Origin of the sequence: Mariluticola halotolerans, from assembly GCF_021611515.1 — a bacterium.
GTDB lineage: Bacteria > Pseudomonadota > Alphaproteobacteria > Rhizobiales > Devosiaceae > Mariluticola > Mariluticola halotolerans.
Window position 1 is genome coordinate 913569 of sequence record NZ_CP090960.1, and the last position, 18108, is coordinate 931676.

19 protein-coding genes are annotated in these 18108 nt (G+C 58.1%); 12 read left to right on the forward strand and 7 right to left on the reverse strand.

Features of this window, described 5'->3' with window-relative positions; translation table 11 throughout:
- Positions 1 to 31: 31 nt before the first annotated feature.
- The 5 genes from L1P08_RS04300 to L1P08_RS04320 form a co-directional block, all read right to left on the reverse strand.
- On the reverse strand, positions 32 to 340 hold the full coding sequence (locus tag L1P08_RS04300; protein ID WP_303618770.1) for a hypothetical protein: 309 nt from the start codon (positions 338 to 340) through the stop codon (positions 32 to 34).
- Complete coding sequence (gene gatA, locus L1P08_RS04305) at positions 340 to 1824, reverse strand: Asp-tRNA(Asn)/Glu-tRNA(Gln) amidotransferase subunit GatA (RefSeq protein ID WP_303618771.1); 1485 nt, start codon at positions 1822 to 1824, stop codon at positions 340 to 342. The genes L1P08_RS04300 and gatA overlap by 1 nt, the downstream gene beginning before the upstream one ends.
- A 77-nt stretch (positions 1825 to 1901) precedes the next feature.
- The gene (locus L1P08_RS04310; RefSeq protein WP_303618772.1) at positions 1902 to 2387 is read right to left on the reverse strand and encodes a GNAT family N-acetyltransferase; all 486 of its coding nucleotides are present in this window, start codon (positions 2385 to 2387) and stop codon (positions 1902 to 1904) included.
- A 6-nt stretch (positions 2388 to 2393) separates the two neighbouring features.
- A complete protein-coding gene (gene gatC, locus L1P08_RS04315; RefSeq protein WP_303618773.1) occupies positions 2394 to 2681 on the reverse strand; it encodes an Asp-tRNA(Asn)/Glu-tRNA(Gln) amidotransferase subunit GatC in 288 nt (95 codons plus the stop codon).
- A 136-nt stretch (positions 2682 to 2817) separates the two neighbouring features.
- Complete coding sequence (locus tag L1P08_RS04320; protein WP_303618774.1) at positions 2818 to 3351, reverse strand: hypothetical protein; 534 nt, start codon at positions 3349 to 3351, stop codon at positions 2818 to 2820.
- 78 nt (positions 3352 to 3429) lie between these two features.
- Between L1P08_RS04320 and ruvX the strand changes: the two genes are divergently transcribed.
- The 9 genes from ruvX (at position 3430) to rpmG (ending at position 13768) form a co-directional block, all read left to right on the forward strand.
- Positions 3430 to 3894: a Holliday junction resolvase RuvX gene (gene ruvX / locus L1P08_RS04325; protein WP_303618775.1), complete on the forward strand. Its 465-nt coding sequence runs from the start codon at positions 3430 to 3432 to the stop codon at positions 3892 to 3894.
- 96 nt (positions 3895 to 3990) lie between these two features.
- Positions 3991 to 4986 carry an aspartate carbamoyltransferase catalytic subunit gene (locus L1P08_RS04330; protein ID WP_303618776.1) on the forward strand — a complete coding sequence of 332 codons (996 nt, stop codon included), beginning with the start codon at positions 3991 to 3993 and terminating at the stop codon, positions 4984 to 4986.
- Entirely contained in the window at positions 4983 to 6284 is a 1302-nt protein-coding gene (gene pyrC / locus L1P08_RS04335) for a dihydroorotase (protein WP_303618777.1), read from the forward strand. Before L1P08_RS04330 ends, pyrC begins: the two co-directional genes overlap by 4 nt.
- Positions 6281 to 6886 (forward strand): glycerol-3-phosphate 1-O-acyltransferase PlsY, encoded by a 606-nt coding sequence (gene plsY, locus L1P08_RS04340; protein WP_303618778.1) that lies wholly within the window; start codon positions 6281 to 6283, stop codon positions 6884 to 6886. Before pyrC ends, plsY begins: the two co-directional genes overlap by 4 nt.
- Positions 6887 to 6890: 4 nt before the next feature.
- Entirely contained in the window at positions 6891 to 8042 is a 1152-nt protein-coding gene (gene dprA / locus L1P08_RS04345) for a DNA-processing protein DprA (protein WP_303618779.1), read from the forward strand.
- A 144-nt stretch (positions 8043 to 8186) separates the two neighbouring features.
- Positions 8187 to 10775, forward strand: a complete 2589-nt coding sequence (gene topA, locus L1P08_RS04350; RefSeq protein ID WP_303618780.1) for a type I DNA topoisomerase — start codon at positions 8187 to 8189, stop codon at positions 10773 to 10775.
- Between the two features lie 9 nt (positions 10776 to 10784).
- On the forward strand, positions 10785 to 13079 hold the full coding sequence (gene rnr / locus L1P08_RS04355; RefSeq protein ID WP_438268436.1) for a ribonuclease R: 2295 nt from the start codon (positions 10785 to 10787) through the stop codon (positions 13077 to 13079).
- 3 nt (positions 13080 to 13082) lie between these two features.
- Complete coding sequence (locus L1P08_RS04360; protein WP_303618782.1) at positions 13083 to 13487, forward strand: DUF983 domain-containing protein; 405 nt, start codon at positions 13083 to 13085, stop codon at positions 13485 to 13487.
- Positions 13488 to 13600: 113 nt separating this feature from the next.
- Positions 13601 to 13768, forward strand: coding sequence for a 50S ribosomal protein L33 (rpmG, locus tag L1P08_RS04365; RefSeq protein ID WP_303618783.1), 168 nt, complete (start codon positions 13601 to 13603; stop codon positions 13766 to 13768).
- A 394-nt stretch (positions 13769 to 14162) separates the two neighbouring features.
- Here rpmG and L1P08_RS04370 read toward each other — a convergent pair whose 3' ends face one another.
- Positions 14163 to 15533, reverse strand: a complete 1371-nt coding sequence (locus L1P08_RS04370) for a PleD family two-component system response regulator (RefSeq protein ID WP_303618784.1) — start codon at positions 15531 to 15533, stop codon at positions 14163 to 14165.
- Between the two features lie 43 nt (positions 15534 to 15576).
- Positions 15577 to 15951, reverse strand: a complete 375-nt coding sequence (locus L1P08_RS04375) for a response regulator (RefSeq protein ID WP_303618785.1) — start codon at positions 15949 to 15951, stop codon at positions 15577 to 15579.
- A gap of 105 nt (positions 15952 to 16056) precedes the next feature.
- Here L1P08_RS04375 and L1P08_RS04380 point away from each other — a divergent pair, with 105 nt between their 5' ends.
- From L1P08_RS04380 to L1P08_RS04390, 3 genes are read left to right on the forward strand one after another with little or no spacing between them, the layout of a single operon-like run.
- Positions 16057 to 16335, forward strand: a complete 279-nt coding sequence (locus tag L1P08_RS04380; protein WP_303618786.1) for a DUF3572 family protein — start codon at positions 16057 to 16059, stop codon at positions 16333 to 16335.
- 1 nt (position 16336) lies between these two features.
- On the forward strand, positions 16337 to 17656 hold the full coding sequence (locus tag L1P08_RS04385) for a DNA polymerase IV (protein ID WP_303618787.1): 1320 nt from the start codon (positions 16337 to 16339) through the stop codon (positions 17654 to 17656).
- Entirely contained in the window at positions 17653 to 18108 is a 456-nt protein-coding gene (locus tag L1P08_RS04390) for a RidA family protein (protein WP_303618788.1), read from the forward strand. Before L1P08_RS04385 ends, L1P08_RS04390 begins: the two co-directional genes overlap by 4 nt.

Below are 18108 nucleotides of genomic sequence, written 5' to 3' on the forward strand. Positions count from 1 at the left end.
GCCCCACAATCATCGGGCCGAGGCCCGCCGGTCAGCCGTTGAGCTTTTCGACCATATATTCCCACTCGGCGGCGACGCTGGGTTTGGCGCGCCGTGTACCGGCCTGACGGTACCAGTAATCGGCATTGCCGAGATCAGCCTCTATCCAGTGGACCAGTGCATGCACCCAGTCGAAGGGCTGATGCCCCTCGCCCGAAACACAGATGTCATGGGCCTGTTCCCATTCCGGCCCCGCGCGCAACTCGCCCTTTTTGAGCCACCACAAAGCCTGCAGCGGCTTTGACAAGTCGGCAGGCGGATCGCGTCGGTCGAAATTCCAGACAGGGTCGATTTCGGTCATTACCACCATTTCTCCGGGGTGAAATCCATGCCGGCTGCACGCTCTATGACACGAGCGGCGGCGAACAGGGTTTCCTCATCAAACGGCTTGCCGATGAGCTGCAATCCAAGCGGCAGGCCCTGCCCGTCCTTGCCAGCTGGCACGGCAATGCCCGGCAAACCAGCCATGTTGACGGTGACCGTGAATATGTCATTGAGGTACATTTTGACCGGGTCCGAGGCCATTTCCTGATCTGCAATACCAAAGGCTGCCGAGGGGGTGGCCGGGGTCAGGATGGCATCGACACCATCTGCAAACGCGTTTTCGAAATCGCGCTTGATGAGGGTGCGGACCTTCTGGGCGCGAACATAATAGGCATCATAATAGCCGGCAGACAGCACATATGTGCCGATCATGATACGGCGTTTGACCTCACGTCCGAACCCTTCGGCGCGGGTCTGCTCATACATGTCGGTTATGTCCTTGCCGGGCACACGCAGACCATATTTCACGCCGTCATAACGCGCGAGATTGGAGGAAGCCTCTGCAGGCGCGACGATGTAATAGGCTGGCAGCGCATATTTGGTGTGCGGCAGGGAAATATCGCGCACGGTTGCGCCTTCGGCCTTGAGCCATTCAAGACCTTCCTGCCATAGCTTTTCGATCTCGGCCGGCATGCCGTCCATGCGATATTCTTTCGGCACGCCGATCACCAGACCTTTGACGCCACGCTCAACGGCCGCCGCAAAGTCCGGCACCGCCATATCAACGCTGGTAGAATCCTTGGCGTCAAATCCGGCCATGGATGTCAGCATGATCGCGCTGTCTTCAACAGTACGGGCGATGGGACCAGCCTGATCCAGTGAGGAGGCAAAAGCGACGACGCCCCAGCGCGAGCAACGGCCGTAGGTTGGCTTGATGCCGACTGTACCCGTGAAGGCGGCAGGCTGGCGGATGGAGCCACCCGTATCGGTTGCTGTGGCGCCCGCACAAAGCCATGCAGAGACTGCGGCAGCAGAACCGCCCGAGGAGCCGCCGGGAACCAGGTCCTTGTTGTCCCCTTCACCACGCCAGGGATTGATGACCGGACCGTAATAGGACGTCTCGTTGGACGACCCCATCGCGAATTCGTCCATGTTGAGCTTGCCCAGCATGACTGCGCCGTCATTCCACAGGTTCTGGGTGACCGAGGATTCATATTCAGGCTTGAACTGATCGAGAATGTGGCTGGCGGCCTGCGTGTGCACACCTTTGGTCGCGAACAGATCCTTGATACCCAGCGGCACACCTTCCAGAGCACCACCCTCCCCGCGCGCCAGCTTTTCATCACTGGCTTTGGCCATCGCGCGCGCCTCATCACCGGTGACCGCAACATAGGCATTCAACTTGGGATTGGCGGCTGCAATAGCGTCCAGATAGCCTTCGGTGACTTCAAGCGCCGTGAAGTCCTTGTTCTTCAACCCGTCGCGGGTGGCCGCGAGGCTCAGTTTTGTCAGATCGGTCAACGGGCAACTCTTTCAGATTGTCGCAAACGTAAAGGGTTTAAAGCCCTGTTGGCCCATATGGGCTCCAGGGCAGATATTCAGGCGGTCTGTGCCGATTTTGTCAGATGGCGTTCAAAAAAGGCAGAATGGCCGCTGTCAGGATAGTCGAGTACCGCACCGCAAGGGGTGAACCCGCTGCGCTCATACAGCCGCCAGGCGCCGGCGAAACCCTCGCCGACACCGGTCTCAAGCACCAGATGGTTGAGACCCTGCTTTTCGGCTTCAATCACAATCGCATCAAGCAAGGCTGAACCAACGCGCTGGCCACGCACTTCCGGCCGGGTGAACATGCGCTTGACCTCGCCCAGCGCCGTATCATGGCGCTTGAGCCCCCCAATACCAACTGCCTTCCCATCATCATCGCGGGCGACAAAGACCGTGGTATCGGGCTCAGCCATCTGTTCCACTGTCATCTTGAACTGAAACTCGATAGGCGACAGCGGCAGCAAATGGGCATTCAGCCCATCAACAAGCTCACGCACGTCATCCTGTAACGGGGTCTCAATGGCGACGGTGACGGACATTGCAGCCTACTCCACGACCTTGGGGACCATGAAGAAATTGTCTTCGCTCAGCGGTGCATTGGCAACGATCTGGTCGGCATGGCCGCCAGCAGTCACTTTGTCCTCACGCAGGCGCAGCGCCATCGGCATGACAGAGGTCATGGGCTCTACACCTTCCACATCAACCTCGTCGAGCTGTTCGACAAAGCCCAGAATGGTGTTGATTTCGCCTTCCAGTGCGGCAACTTCATCGTCACCGACACGGATACGTGCCAACCGGCCAATTCGTTTTACAACATCGGCATCAACCGACATGGGCTCTCTCCTGCATTTTGCGGGGATTCATCTGTTATTGCCCTGCTTGTAGCAATGCCTGATAGGCGCTTGCAACACTCTAGCGAAAGGGCGTTGCACCACCGCGGGAATGACAGGCACCTTGCTAGATGAAATATCACGCTTCCACGGACAATCCCGGCTCCAGAACCTGAACCGCGCAGCCGTCGCAACAGGCCGCCACGGTCTGAAACTGCAGATCATTCAGCCCCTCGGTCGCAAGGGCGACCAGTTTTGGGCGCGCACTCGCGACCAGAGAGCGGACACCTTCGGCAATCGTCTTTGGCGGACCATAGAGCACAACCACCGCGCCTTCGGCGAACCGTCCCCAGGCGGTCTGATTTGCTGGCGCAACAATCACCGGACCTTCCTGGGGTTCATCGATAAACAACCCCTCCCCGGAAATGGTATAAAGCGCGGCAATCTGCTCGGCAGGCATATCTATCAGGCGGGATTGCCGCCTGGGCCGCCAATTCTCGAGATCGAGATAGGGAAATTCAACCAGACCATCGCTGAGATCGATACGATGATCGGCACCCGCGCCCAATTCGCGCCGATCAATATTTGCAGGGGCGCGCTCAATGTCGGTAACGAAAATCACGCCCCCAACATAAAGTCTGAATGTGCTGCCGCCGAACCAGGTAATTTTCATGCCAAACTCCTGCATCTGACGCTCAAATAGGCACAATAGCGCGTGACCGCAACACATGCCCCTGCTAATGGCATAAGCATGAGCGAGAATGACAATATCAACCCCCTCACCGATCTGCCGCCCATTGGCAAGCTGCTGGGGCTGGACCTGGGCACGAAGACAATCGGCGTGGCCATTTCCGATTCGCTGCGGATGAGCGCAACCCCGCTTACCACGATCCGCCGCAGCAAGTTCACGCAGGATGCCGAACAGCTCGACAACTTGATTGAAGAAAACAAGGCTATTGGCATTGTGCTTGGGCTGCCTCTGAACATGGATGGTTCAGAGGGGCCGCGCGTTCAATCGACCCGTGCCTTCGCGCGCAATCTTTCGGCCCGGATCAGCATACCCATTGTGTTCTGGGATGAACGCCTTTCCACAAGTGCCGTGACCCGAACCCTTATCGAGGCGGACGTTTCGCGCAGCAAACGGGCGCAAGTTGTCGACAAACTGGCCGCCAGCTATATCCTGCAAGGGGCGCTTGAACGGCTGCGCCGGGGATAGACAACCAACCGCAATTCAACAGAATTCTGCGGCAAGACCTTGTGACAGGGACTTCGCTGCGATAGACCGCGACAACCGGTGAAGGACGAAACCACGATGGCGCGCAGCAAGCCACAAACATCGTCGGGCAGCCCGGCTGGCACTGCCAGCAGCGTGCCCCCATTCAAACATCGTCATTTATTGGGCATTGCCCAGCTCAATCCCGTCGAGATTCTTGAACTGCTCGACCGGGCTGAAGCCATGATTCCGATTTCGCGGCAACCGCGCAAAATCCTGCCTACCCTGACTGGCAAGACCCAGATCAACCTGTTCTTCGAGAATTCCACGCGCACGCAGGCGAGCTTCGAGATCGCGGGCAAACGGCTCGGTGCGCTCGTGGTCAATATGTCGGTCAAGACGTCGTCGGTCGCCAAGGGTGAGACGCTGATAGATACAGCGACAACGCTTAATGCGATGCAGCCGGATGTAATTATCGTCCGCCACTCAGCTGCAGGTGCCGTCGAGCTTTTGTCGCAGAAAGTGGGTTGTTCGGTGGTCAATGCCGGTGATGGCGCCCATGAGCACCCAACCCAGGCCCTGCTCGATGCGCTGACCATTCGCAAGCACAAGCAACGCCTGTCCGGGCTCACTGTTGCGATTTGCGGCGATATCGCCAATTCGCGGGTCGCCCGCTCCAACCTGATGCTGCTCAACGCACTGAATGTGCGCACCCGGGTGATCGCGCCGACAACCCTGCTGCCCAAAGGCATTGAGAACATATCCGCCGAGGTATTCACCGATATGCGGGCCGGGCTTGAAGGTGCCGACGTGGTGATGATGTTGCGCCTGCAGCATGAACGGGCGTCGGGGCGCATGATCCCCTCTGCCCGTGAATATTACCGTTTTTACGGCCTCGATGCGGAAAAGCTGGCGCTGGCCAAGCCCGATGCGCTCGTCATGCATCCCGGACCGATGAACCGGGGTGTCGAAATCGATCCAGCGATTGCCGACGGTGCGCAATCGGTCATCAACGAACAAGTGGAGATGGGAGTCGCCGTGCGTATGGCCGTACTCGACGCCCTGATTGCAGAAAAATCGCAGGTGACATCATGAACCGCCCCCTGCTGATCGAAAATGCCCGGATCATGGATCCCGCGTCCGAAACTTTCGTCAATGGCGCGCTATTGGCCGAGAATGGCAAGATAACTGCCATTGAGGAAGGCGCGGCGCCCGGCGCACCGGACGGCGCCACCCGGATTGATGCGACGGGGCTGATATTGGCACCCGGGCTGGTCGATATGCGGGTGTTCACAGGTGAACCGGGTCATGAGTACCGTGAAACCTTGGCCAGCGCCGCAGCGGCCGCAGCGGCGGGTGGTGTCACCAGTTTTGTGTGCATGCCCGACACCTCCCCTGTCATCGACGATAGCGCGCTCGTCGACTTCATCATCCGCCGCGCGGCCGCCGCCAATGGCGTACATGTCCTGCCGGCAGCGGCAATGACCAAAGGGCTGGCGGGCGAAGAAATCACCGAGTTTGGCTTGCTCAAGGACGCCGGGGCGGTTTGTTTTACTGACGGGCGGAAATCGGTGGGCTCCACAGCCCTGTTGCGGGCCGCTTTCACCTATGCCGCCAATTTTGACATGCCGGTTGTCCACCATTTGCAGGATGCCGGGCTCGCTGGGGCCGGTGTAATGCATGAGGGGCTGATGGCAACCGGACTGGGCTTGAAGGGCATTCCCGCGGAAGCCGAAACAATTCCGCTGGAACGCGATCTGCAATTAGCGGCCCTCACAGGTGTACGTTATCATGCGGCCCAACTCTCCGCCGCTGCATCCGTTGCCATAATGGCCCGTCATCGGCAGGCCAATGCAAAGATTTCGTGCGGCGTCTCGATCAACAATCTCTCGCTGAACGAGAATGACATCGGGTCCTACCGCACCTTTTTCAAACTATCGCCGCCGCTTCGCGGTGAAGATGACCGGCAAGCCCTGATCAAGGGACTGAAGACCGGTACGATTGATGTCATCCACTCAGGCCATGATCCACAGGATGTTGAGGTCAAGCGTCAGCCTTTTGCCGAGGCCGGGGACGGCGCGATCGGGCTGGAAACCCTGTTGGCGGCCGCACTGCGCCTCGTGCATTCAGGCGATGTAGACCTGATGACGGTTTTCCGGGCAATGAGTACGCGCCCGGCTGAAATTCTGGGCCTGAACGCCGGACGCGTCGCCGTTGACGCCCCGGCGGACCTGATTCTGGTGGACCAGGACTACCCCTGGGTTGTGGATGAACGCGAGCTGAACTCCCGATCACGCAATACCAGTTTTGAGAATGCACGTTTTTCGGGCAAAGTGATGCGCACATTTGTGGCCGGGAACGAAATCTACCGGCACGGCGAGGACGACAAATGACCAATGATGTGATCATGGCTCTGGTGGTCGGCTACCTGCTGGGTTCCATTCCTTTCGGCCTGTTGCTGACACGTGCGGCAGGGCTTGGCGATATTCGCGGCATCGGATCGGGCAATATCGGTGCGACCAATGTATTGCGCACCGGCAATCGCTGGCTGGCAGCTGGCACACTTGTGCTCGATTGCGCCAAAGCGGCCGCTGCGGTTCTGATCATACGCTATTTCGTACCCGAGCCACCGCTTGCCTATTCGCTGGCCGGCATGGCCGCGTTTGCCGGGCATATCTTTCCGGTATGGTTGGGCTTCAAGGGCGGCAAGGGCGTGGCGACCTATATCGGGGCCTTGCTGGCCATCAACTGGCAAGTCGGACTTATTTTTTGCGCGGTATGGCTGTTCATCGCTGCGACGCGGCGTATTTCCTCGCTCGCGGCGCTAACAGCAGCAGCCACGGCACCAATCTTTGCCTATGTGCTTTCGGGTCCGCATCTCGCGGCTGGCACCGGGGCGATGACCCTCCTGTTGTTTTTCACCCACCGCGCCAATATCGCCAGATTATTGTCCGACACCGAACCCAAAATCGGTGCGGACAAGACGGCACAATAAGGCCATGACACTCGGGGGCAAAAAGGTAGCAGTCGACCTTACCCCCGAACAGCGCTGCGACTGGCTACGGCTCATTCGCACTGAAAATGTCGGTCCGATCACCTTCCGCCGCTTGTTGAACCGCTTTGGCTCAGTTGCGACGGCAATCGATAATCTGCCCACTCTCAGCCAGAAGGGCGGTCGCAGTGCGCCCCTTTCGCCACCATCCCGCAGTCAAATCGAAGACGAGATCGCGGCAACCGAAAAGCTTGGCGGACGGTTCGTTGCCATGGGTGAAGCCGAATATCCTGAACTGCTCAACTATATTGCAGGCGCTCCCCCGCTCCTGATCATCAAGGGCGGACACAATCTCAATTGGGACCGGACAGTGGGCATTGTCGGGGCGCGTAATGCTTCGGCAGCAGGCCAGCGCATGGCAAAGATTGTAGCCGGCGATCTCGGCGATGCCGGTTACAGTGTTATTTCGGGGTTGGCGCGCGGCATTGATGCCGCAGCACATACCGCCAGTCTATCCACGGGCACAGTGGCGGTTCTTGCGGGCGGTCTGGACCGCATTTATCCGGAAGGAAATCGCCCGCTTGCGGAATCGATTGTTGAAAACGGGGGCGCGCTGGTCACCGAAATGCCGGTTGGATGGGAACCCAGGGCACGCGATTTTCCGCGCCGCAACCGGCTCGTATCGGGGCTTTCGCTGGGGGTCGTCGTTATTGAAGCGGCCAAGCGCAGCGGCTCGCTCATCACCGCGCGGTTGGCGCTGGAACAAAACCGGGAAGTGTTTGCCGTACCCGGTTCACCACTGGACCCGCGTTCAGAAGGTGCCAACAGCCTGATTCAGCAAGGCGCGACCCTGATCACAGGCGCGGCGGACATTATCGAAAACCTTCGGCAGGCAGATCCCTCACAAGCTATGCTGTTCGAAGACGATGAAACTGACGATTTTGTCATGGACGGCGTTGAAGGTGACGGCAAAGAGATGCCGGAGGAGAATGCGCGCGTGCGACTGATGGCCGCCTTGAGTGTCACGCCGGTGCCGGTCGATGAACTGATCCAACAGACAGGACTAAGTGCGGGCGCGGTGCAGATTATGCTGCTGGAATTTGACCTCGCCGGGCGTCTTGAATGGGGTAGCGGGCAGCTGGTTGCACTGCGGTCATAACCGGGTTTTGTTGCTGGCCCGATTGACACAGCCGGGTGTAGTCACCATTTTGCGCAACCATTGATCCGGCCCTGTCCCCGTTTGGCAGCGCTGATTCGACATGCCGATTTTCGGCGTGCATTTGTTCTTCGGAGTGTTTTTGGCATGAAAGTCGTCATCGTTGAAAGTCCGGCCAAGGCCAAGACAATCAACAAATATCTGGGCAATGACTATGAGGTCTATGCCAGTTTCGGTCACGTTCGCGACCTGCCCTCGAAAGATGGTTCGGTCCGGCCGGATGAAGACTTTGCCATGTCCTGGGAAGTTGATTCGGCCTCCAAGAAACGACTGGCAGAAATCTCCGGAGCGGTAAAAAATGCCGACGAAATCATCCTCGCGACCGATCCGGATCGTGAAGGAGAAGCTATTTCCTGGCACGTTCTCGATGTTTTGCATGCCAAGAAACTTATCAAGGACAAGCCGGTCAAGCGCGTCGTGTTCAATGCGATTACCAAGAATGCGGTAACCGAGGCGATGCTGCATCCGCGTGATATCGATGCGCCGCTGGTCGATGCCTATCTGGCGCGCCGGGCGCTCGATTATCTGGTGGGCTTCACGCTTTCACCCATCCTGTGGCGCAAGCTGCCGGGTTCCCGTTCGGCAGGGCGTGTCCAGTCGGTGACATTGCGGCTGGTCTGTGACCGGGAAACCGAGATCGAACGGTTCAAGCCGCAGGAATACTGGAGCGTGCTGGCAACCCTTATCGAAAAGGGCAAGCCTTTCGAGACCCGGCTTTACGCTGTTGACGGCAAGAAGAGCGACAAGCTGGACATTGCCAATGGCGATGATGCCGCCGCACTAAAAAAGGCGATTGAAGCCGGAAAATTCAAGGTAGCCAGCGTCGACAAAAAGCCGACCAAACGCAACCCTTACGCCCCTTTCACCACGTCGACCCTGCAGCAGGATGCGTCGAGCCGCCTCGGGTTCTCGCCCTCGCGGACCATGCAGATCGCCCAGCGGCTCTACGAGGATGGCCGTATCACCTATATGCGTACAGACGCCGTGCAGATGGCGCCTGAGGGCATCACAATGGCGCGGGACGCAATCCTTTCGGTATTTGGCGCTGAGTATCTGCCTGAAAAGCCGCGGATTTATCAGTCCAAGGCGAAGAACGCGCAAGAGGCGCACGAGGCGATCCGTCCCACCGATATGATGGTGCACCCGGACAAGCTCAAAATTGATGCCGACCAGCTCAAGCTTTACGGGTTGATCTGGCGCCGGACTTTGGCCAGCCAGATGAAGGCTGCCGAAATCGAGCGCACAACCGCCGACATTGCAGTTGAGACCCCGGGCCGCGAGGTTACCCTGCGCGCCGTTGGTTCTGTGGTGACCTTTCCCGGCTTTCTCACGCTTTATGGCGTCGAAGCTTCTACGGACAAGACCGACGAAGATGAGGACAGCCGTGAATTGCCGCCGATCAATGTCGGCGACACCCCGGCCCTCGAGAAGTGCGATATTGAGCAGCATTTCACCCAGCCGCCGCCGCGTTTTACCGAAGCCAGCCTGATCAAAAAGATGGAAGAGCTCGGCATTGGCCGTCCTTCCACTTACGCCGCAACGATTTCGGTTTTGCAGGACCGCGATTATGTGCGGCTGGAAAAGCGTGCCCTAATCCCCGAAGACCGGGGCCGGCTTGTTACCGCATTCCTTGAAAGCTTCTTCACCAAATATGTGGAGTTTGGCTTCACAGCGGGACTTGAAGAAAAGCTCGATCAGGTGTCCGCGGGCGAGATCGCCTATAAGGATGTTCTGCGTGATTTCTGGGAAGATTTCTCCAGCCACACGGCGGAAATCAAGGATTTGCGCGTGTCCGAGGTCCTCGACGCGCTCAATGAAATGCTTGGCCACCATATCTTCCCGGCCAAGGAAGACGGATCCGATCCCCGGCTTTGCCCGACCTGCGGCGAGGGGCAATTGTCGCTCAAGCTGGGCAAATATGGCGCGTTTATCGGCTGCTCGAACTATCCAGAATGCCGCCATACGGCGCAATTGTCCGATAGTGCGACCGGGCAATCGGAAGCTACCGCAGGCGATAGCGAAATCGGCGCGGATCCTGAAACCGGCGAGATGATCTTCTTGAAGACCGGCCGCTTTGGTCCCTATCTGCAATTGGGCGATGGCAAGGAAGCCAAGCGCGCCAGCCTGCCCAAGGGTTGGGAACCGGCCTCGATCGACATGGAAAAGGCGCTGAAATTGTTGGCGCTGCCCCGCGAAGTCGGCGCGCACCCTGAAACAGGGACCGCGATTACAGCCGGGATTGGTCGTTATGGCCCGTTCGTCTTGCATGATGGCAAATACGCCAATCTGCCGGATGTGGAAGAAGTGTTCACCGTCGGGCTGAACCGCGCCGTTGACCTGTTGGCGGCCAAGGCGGCCGGTGGCGGGCGTCGTGGCTCAACACCGGCGGTAGTGAAAGCCCTTGGCGATCATCCCGATGGCGGGGCGATTACCGTACGTGACGGGCGCTATGGCCCTTATGTCAATTACGCCAAGATCAACGCGACCCTGCCCAAGGACATGAAGCCCGAGGATGTGACACTTGAGCAGGCGCTTGAGCTGATCGCGGCCAAGGGCGGCAAGACCAAGGCGAAGGCAAAGCCGAAAGCCAAGGCAAAAGCCAAACCCAAAGCTGCAGCAAAACCCAAAGCTGCTGCTAAACCAAAGGCCACCAAGGCCAAAAAGGCGAGTGCCTGAGAATGGTGAATGGCCCGACCTCCAGTTAAATCCAATGGTAAGCCAACACCCCGGCGGAACCACGTGAGCAAATCGCGCCAGGTTGCGCCCGGCGCCTTGCCCAGCCGTGAGGACATTCTGGACGCGCTGGCCAATGAACCCAGCGTCAAGGGCAAGCGCGATCTGGCGCGGGTCTTTGGTGTGCGCGGTGACATGCGCACCCCGTTCAAGCTCCTGCTGCGTGACATGGAAAACGAGGGGCTGATTGCCCGCTCACGCAAGACTTTGCGCCGGGCGGCAGAACTGCCCTCGGTCACTGTTCTTGAAATTCCTACCGAAGCCGATCCCGAAGCCATGATCGCCTTTCCAGCCAGCTGGAACGAGGCGGAAGACGGGCCGAGACCATTGGTCAATATTGAGACCCCCAAGAATGCACGGGTGGCACCGGCCCCCGGCGACCGTATTCTGGCGCGCATTACCAGCGATGAAGCCATGCCGCCGCGCTATACCGGCCAGGCGATGAAAATCCTCGACAAGCCCCGGAGCGGGCATATCGGGATTGTGCGCATGGACGATGATGGGGCGCGTCTGGTGCCCGTTGATCGCAAGCAGAAGGAAATGCGCATTCCGCAGGGAGACCTGGGTGACGCCAAGGATGGCGACCTAGTTGAGGTGGATGTGACGCTTTCGGGCCGGCTGATGCTGCCACGGGCCAAGGTGACCAATGTCATTGGCAACCCGGCCAGCGAGGGCGCTGTGTCGATGATCGCGCTGCATAATCTGGAAATTCCCTATCGCTTTCCCGATTCGGTGATTGCCGAGAGCGAAGCGGTGAAGGACGTGGGGCTCAAGGGCCGCGAAGACTGGCGGGACATGCCGTTCGTCACCATTGATCCGGCTTCCGCCAAAGATCATGATGACGCGATCTATGCAGAGGCCGATACCGATCCGAAGAATATTGGCGGCCATGTGGTTTACGTGGCGATTGCCGATGTGGCGGCCTATGTCCGCCCCGGCTCGGCGCTCGACAAGGAAGCCTATCTGCGCGGCAATTCGGTGTATTTTCCCGACCGGGTGGTACCGATGCTGCCGGAGCGGATTTCCAATGACCTCTGTTCGCTACGCGAGGGCGAGAACCGCCCTTCCATGGCCGTGCGCATGGTTTTTGGTTCCGATGGGCGCAAACGCGACCACAGTTTTCACCGGGTAACGATACGTTCGGCTGCCAAACTGGCCTATGAACAGGCACAGGCTGCGATGGACGGCAAGCCGGATGATGTGACAGCGCCACTGGTTACACCGATCCTGACCCCGCTCTGGGCCGCCTATGGCGCCATGGCGGCGGCACGCGACAAGCGCGGACCGCTCGATCTGGACCTGCCCGAGCGCAAGATCATCCTCAATGAGGATGGCACGGTGCAGCGCGTGCATGTGCCGCCCCGGCTGGAAGCGCATCGCCTGATTGAGGAAATGATGATCGCGGCCAATGTGTGCGCGGCGGAAACGCTGGAACGCCAGCATATGCCCCTGCTCTATCGCGTGCATGATGTGCCGGGCCGCGAAAAGCTGATTGCGCTTCGGGATTTTCTGTCGTCGCTGAAAATGTCGTTTTCGAAATCGGATGCGGTGCGCCCGACCCATTTCAATGAAGTGCTGCGCAAGGCCAAGGACAGCAACAAGTCCGAGCAGGTCTCCGAAATGGTATTGCGCTCACAGGCGCAGGCGGAATATTCGGCGGAGAATTTCGGCCATTTCGGGCTTAATCTCGACCGCTATGCCCATTTCACCTCGCCGATCCGGCGCTATGCCGATCTGATCGTGCATCGGGCGCTGATCACCGCGCTCAAACTGGGCAAGGACGGCTCCAATCCTGAGGATGCCGCCGGGCTGCCGGGTATTGCCCAGCATATTTCGACCACCGAACGCCGGGCCATGCTGGCGGAACGTGAAACCAATGACCGTTTGCTGGCGCAATATATGGCCGGGCATATGGGGGCAAAGTTCGAGGGCCGGATTTCCGGCGTGACCAAATCAGGCCTGTTTGTGCGCCTCAGCGATACCGGCGCGGACGGCTTTATTCCCGCCTCAACCCTTGGCAGCGACTATTACCGCTATGTCGAGGAACAGCAGGCAATGATCGGCGAACGCACCGGCGAACGCTTCCAGTTGGGCGAGAATGTAACGGTGCGTCTATTGGAAGCAGCGCCCGTGGCTGGCGCTTTGCGTTTTGAGCTATTATCTGAAGGGGAACGGGTTACCCCGCCGGGGGGACGCGGTGGCAGACGAAAGCCATCTTTTTCCCGCGGCAAGCGCAGAAAGAAGTAGTTCATGTCCGTGACTGTGAAAACCGCTGTCGACCATCGCCCTGTTTGGCCCGCGCTTGTGCGCGGCATGGCTTGCAAATGCCCCAATTGCGGCGAAGGCAAACTGTTTCGCGCCTATCTCAAGGTCGAAGATCATTGTGCAAATTGTGGCGAGGAATTCAGCCATCACCGTGCCGACGACCTGCCGCCCTATATTGCGATTCTGATTGTTGGTCATATCCTGGTCGGCGTCATGCTCCACATGGAAATGACGTGGACGGTCAACCCCATGGTCTATATGGCGATATTGGTGCCTTTGGCGATTGTCATGCCGCTTGCCATGCTGCCATCCATCAAGGGCGCTGTGGTGGCGCTGCAATGGGCTGTGCGTATGCACGGATTTGATCCGGCCAACCGCAAAGCCGCCTAAGCGACCGCCCCAATTGCATTGCTTGACTTTTGGGCGCAAATCACTAGTTTGCGCCCAACTCATTCGAAGCGCCGCGCGTTTGTCCGCGCGGCTTACTGTTTCAGGATTTGAAAATGGCCAAGGCTAACACTGTCAAAATCAAGCTCGTATCCACCGCTGATACCGGCTTCTTCTACGTGACCAAGAAAAACTCACGTACCATGACTGAAAAGATGGCGATGAAGAAATACGACCCCGTCGTCCGCAAGCATGTTGAATTCAAGGAAGCCAAGATCAAATAGATCTAGGCTTTCGCTTCTCGGGATTGTCGTTTCAATCGCCCTTCCTGAGAGATGAGAATACAAAAAACCCCGCTTCTTCGGAAGCGGGGTTTTTTGCTGTGAGAGTGGCTGGTCCGGAACGGCATGTCGAAGAGGCCACTCTATCCGAAACCGGACCAGCCCCCTACGGACCCAGGAGTTGCGGCGGACCTGAGAAAAACCGTAGGGTTTGGCGTTAAAGCGCACGTGAAATTGTGTGCCGCTTTTGTTGAGCCGAACCTACTCGCACCAGTCCAGAACGCAAGTAATTCTGAGTTATGCCGGGGGCATTTTGGCATTAATGATAAAGCGTTAAGCTTACCGGCTAACGATATTTCTTCGGAAACTTACGTAACCTGGTAGCGCTTCACGAGCTTTAAGCCGCATCGAAAACTACTCTGTTGCGCCCCTGGCTTTTGGCGGCATAAAGCGCGATGTCGGCACGCTTAAGCATTGTCTCTGGCACATCGGCATGGCTCTCATTGAGGGCAACCCCCACGCTGACCGTGACCGGTAGAGGCTTTTTGGTTCCGGCCACAAACGGAAAATCAGCCACAGCCTGCCGCACCCGCTCAGCCACGTTTTGCGCCTGCGCGTAATCGGTGTCCGGCATCAGCACGACAAATTCCTCACCGCCGAAACGGCAAGCCAGATCGACGCCACGGATATTGCGTTGCAGGCGTGCTGCGAATTCACGCAGCACGGCATCACCGGCGTCATGCCCATGGGAATCATTGACCGCCTTGAAGTAATCGATGTCGAGCATCATCACCGCCATATCCCGCTCCTGCTCCTGTGCCTTTTCCAGCATGAGCGCGAGATGACGATCAAAATACCGGCGATTATAAAGCCCTGTCAGTTCATCAACCACGGCCAGCTGCATGGTGGCGGTGACACTCTGGCGCAATTCCATTGCATAACGATGCCGCCGAATCTGGGTGCGGACACGCGCGGACAGTTCATTGCGCTCCACGGGGCGCATGATGAAATCATTGACACCCAGTTCAAGCCCGCGCACGAGCTGCGGCCGGTCGGTCTCTTCGGCAACCAGAATAATCGGCAATTGGCGGCTCTTTTCACCGGTGCGCACCTGTGAGCAGACACGCAAAGGGTCAAAATCTCCCAGCGCCATGCTGACCAGTGCCAGGTCATAGGCCTTTTCAGCGACCTGCAACACCGCATCGGCGGGGTTGGTCAACACGTCGACCCGGTGGGTTTGCGCCAGGGCTTCCTGCAGGCGCTGTCCGTGACGAATATCATTGTCGATAATCAGGATATCGCCACCATCTGCGCTGATGGTATCCATCATGCGCATGGAATCCTCGATTGCGAGCTGTTGTCCGGTCATGGCGCGGGAGCGCAACTCGTCGGTCAGAGCCTTGAGGCGAACGAGGCTTTTCACCCGCGCCATCAGCTGCACGTCATCCACCGGCTTGTTGAGAAAGTCGTCTGCGCCGCTTTCCAGTCCATGCACACGATCAGAAGGCTGATCCAGCGCCGTGACCATCACAACGGGGATATGATAGGTGCGCGGGTTCGCCTTGAGCCGGCGGCACACTTCAAACCCATCCATTTCGGGCATCATGACATCGAGCAAAACCAGATCGATGCCGCCCTCTTCGCAGATCGCAAGGGCCTCAGCCCCGGAAAAAGCGGTGACGATCTCAAAATATTCCGCTGCGAGGCGCGCCTCGAGCAGTTTTACATTGGTTGGAATATCGTCAACGATCAGCACACGGGCTGTCATTGGCTACCCCCTGAATACGCATTACAAAAAAACAGGCAGAACCTTAACTCGCCGGACCAATATAGCTTTCAATGGTTTCCAAAAAGTGAGGCACCGAAATGGGCTTGGAAATATAGCCCTCACAACCGCCCTGCAGAATCCGCTCTTCATCACCTTTCATGGCGAAGGCCGTGACAGCAATGACCGGGATCGGTGCGAGTTCGTCATCTTCCTTGAGCCATTTGGTCACCACGAGGCCTGAAACCTCAGGCAACTGGATATCCATCAAAATCAGGTCAGGGTGATGCGCGCGGGCAAGCTCCAGTGCTTCCATGCCATTGCGGGTCTGGATGGTTGCATATCCTCTTGATTCCAGCAGATCATGAAAGAGCTTCATGTTCAGCTCATTATCTTCCACGATCATTACCGTCTTAGCCATGCGTCCTCGTCCTGCTGCGTATGTCGCAGCTTAAAAGTTTGGTTCTCTCATCTGTTGGCTATCATCAACTTATAGTATTACGAAAGCTCAAATGAGGCCGATGCGATGAACGATTTCCAGATTGAGTCCGGTGAAAGCGAAGCATTGGCGGAAGCTTGCCTTGCCTATCTCATCAGCGATCCGGAAGAACTGGGACGCTTCATGACCCATGCCGGACTGGATAGCGGCGCTTTGCGACAGGCGGTGGGCAGCAAAAGCTTCGCATTGGGCATGTTCGATTATTTTGCCCAGAATGAGTCGGCTCTTCTCGCCATGTGTGCCAATTCCGGGATCAGTGCCGAGCGGTTCATGCGCGCCTGGCACCGTCTCAATCCCGATTATTAGCATGCCGACGCGCGGGCACCTTTGTCGCGATTGCGGAACGCACGGAGACCAGGTGCCGGCGCCAAAACGCTGCCACCAGTGCGGATCGCCGCGCGTGATCAGCCATGATGAGCTTTTTGCACTAAGCATCGCGCATGTGGACTGTGACGCATTTTACGCGACAGTCGAGAAACGTGACCGGCCAGAACTTGCGGACAAACCACTGATAATTGGTGGCGGCACCCGCGGTGTCGTTTCCACCTGCTGCTATATCGCCCGGCAAAGCGGGGTCCGCTCGGCCATGCCCTCGGTCACGGCGAAACGCCTCTGCCCGGATGCGGTATTCATCAAACCCGACATGGCCAAATATGTTGCTGTCAGCCGGCAGATCAGAGCGTTGATGGACGAAATGACCCCTCTGGTTCAGCCCCTCTCAATCGACGAAGCTTTTCTCGACATGACCGGCACGGCCGCCCTGCACAAGGCATCGCCTGCGGAAATGCTGGCCCGGTTTGCAAAACGCGTTGAAACGGAGATCGGGGTCACCATCTCGGTTGGCCTCAGCCATAACAAGTTTCTGGCCAAGATCGCCTCTGATCTCGACAAGCCGCGTGGCTTTGCCATTATCGGGAAGGCCGAAACCCTGCCCTTTCTTGCCCCCAAACCGATCAGCATGATTTATGGCGTCGGCAAGGTTTTTACCGAAAAGCTGCGCCGGGACGGTTTTCTGACCATCGGGCAATTACAGCAACACCCGGCTGACGATCTGATTCGGCGCTATGGGGAAATCGGTGCCCGGCTGGGGCGACTGGCGCAGGGCGAGGACACCCGTCAGGTGCATTCCAATGACCCGATGAAGACGGTGAGCAGCGAAACCACATTTTTCACCGACATTGCCGATTTCGACAATTTGTCGACAAAACTGCTGGCCTTGTGCGAACGGCTGTCCGAAAGGCTGAAAGCGAAGAACCTGGTTGGGGACACAGTGACGCTGAAGCTGAAGACCGCCGATTTTCGCTTGCGCACCCGCTCGCGGCACCTGATGATCCCGTCACAATTGGTGCATACTCTGTATGATAATGGCGTGCAGTTGCTGGCACGGGAAATAGACGGCACAGCATTTCGCCTGATCGGCATCGGCGTTTCCGGCCTGGAGGCGGCCACAGGCGACGATCCGGTCGATTTGCTGGAACCCGTTATTGCCCGCAAGTCGGCAGCAGAGCGCGCCATGGACCGGTTGCGCAGTAAATTCGGCCGGGACGCGGTAATCCGGGGCAAGCTTTATCGCGGCCCTGGTGATGATGTTCCGGACATAAATGAAGAAAAAAAGGATTCGTCGTGAGCGCTGAAGCAAAACTCAAAGATCTTGGCCATGAACTCTCAAAGCCCGCCGCACCGGCCGCCAATTATGTGCCGGTGAACCGGATTGGGGACATGCTTTATGTCTCAGGACAGATTTCAGCTGACGCGAATGGTGTGATCAAGGGCACTCTGGGCAAAGATGTGGACGTTGCAGCTGGCCAGAAAGCGGCGTCGTATTGCGCAGTCACCATCCTCTCGCATATCGCCAATAGCGCGGGCGTGCCGCTCGATGAGATCAAGCGTGTGGTCAAGCTGACGGTTCTCGTTGCTTCAACACCTGAGTTCAACGAACAGCACCTGGTGGCCAATGGCGCCTCGGATTTGCTGGTTGCGGTTTTGGGTGACAAGGGACGTCATGCCCGCGCCGCCTTTGGTGTTGCCTCCCTGCCCTTCGGCGCAGCGGTGGAAATCGAGGCGATTGTCGAGGTCTGA

Coding starts and splice junctions, on each gene's coding strand:
- L1P08_RS04300 (WP_303618770.1), bottom strand. CDS start 340: ATGACCGAAATCGACCCTGTCTGGAATTTCGACCGACGCGATCCGCCT.
- L1P08_RS04310 (WP_303618772.1), bottom strand. CDS start 2,387: ATGTCCGTCACCGTCGCCATTGAGACCCCGTTACAGGATGACGTGCGT.
- gatC (WP_303618773.1), bottom strand. CDS start 2,681: ATGTCGGTTGATGCCGATGTTGTAAAACGAATTGGCCGGTTGGCACGT.
- L1P08_RS04320 (WP_303618774.1), bottom strand. CDS start 3,351: ATGAAAATTACCTGGTTCGGCGGCAGCACATTCAGACTTTATGTTGGG.
- ruvX (WP_303618775.1), top strand. CDS start 3,430: ATGAGCGAGAATGACAATATCAACCCCCTCACCGATCTGCCGCCCATT.
- L1P08_RS04330 (WP_303618776.1), top strand. CDS start 3,991: ATGGCGCGCAGCAAGCCACAAACATCGTCGGGCAGCCCGGCTGGCACT.
- pyrC (WP_303618777.1), top strand. CDS start 4,983: ATGAACCGCCCCCTGCTGATCGAAAATGCCCGGATCATGGATCCCGCG.
- plsY (WP_303618778.1), top strand. CDS start 6,281: ATGACCAATGATGTGATCATGGCTCTGGTGGTCGGCTACCTGCTGGGT.
- dprA (WP_303618779.1), top strand. CDS start 6,891: ATGACACTCGGGGGCAAAAAGGTAGCAGTCGACCTTACCCCCGAACAG.
- topA (WP_303618780.1), top strand. CDS start 8,187: ATGAAAGTCGTCATCGTTGAAAGTCCGGCCAAGGCCAAGACAATCAAC.
- rnr (WP_438268436.1), top strand. CDS start 10,785: ATGGCCCGACCTCCAGTTAAATCCAATGGTAAGCCAACACCCCGGCGG.
- L1P08_RS04360 (WP_303618782.1), top strand. CDS start 13,083: ATGTCCGTGACTGTGAAAACCGCTGTCGACCATCGCCCTGTTTGGCCC.
- rpmG (WP_303618783.1), top strand. CDS start 13,601: ATGGCCAAGGCTAACACTGTCAAAATCAAGCTCGTATCCACCGCTGAT.
- L1P08_RS04370 (WP_303618784.1), bottom strand. CDS start 15,533: ATGACAGCCCGTGTGCTGATCGTTGACGATATTCCAACCAATGTAAAA.
- L1P08_RS04375 (WP_303618785.1), bottom strand. CDS start 15,951: ATGGCTAAGACGGTAATGATCGTGGAAGATAATGAGCTGAACATGAAG.
- L1P08_RS04380 (WP_303618786.1), top strand. CDS start 16,057: ATGAACGATTTCCAGATTGAGTCCGGTGAAAGCGAAGCATTGGCGGAA.
- L1P08_RS04385 (WP_303618787.1), top strand. CDS start 16,337: ATGCCGACGCGCGGGCACCTTTGTCGCGATTGCGGAACGCACGGAGAC.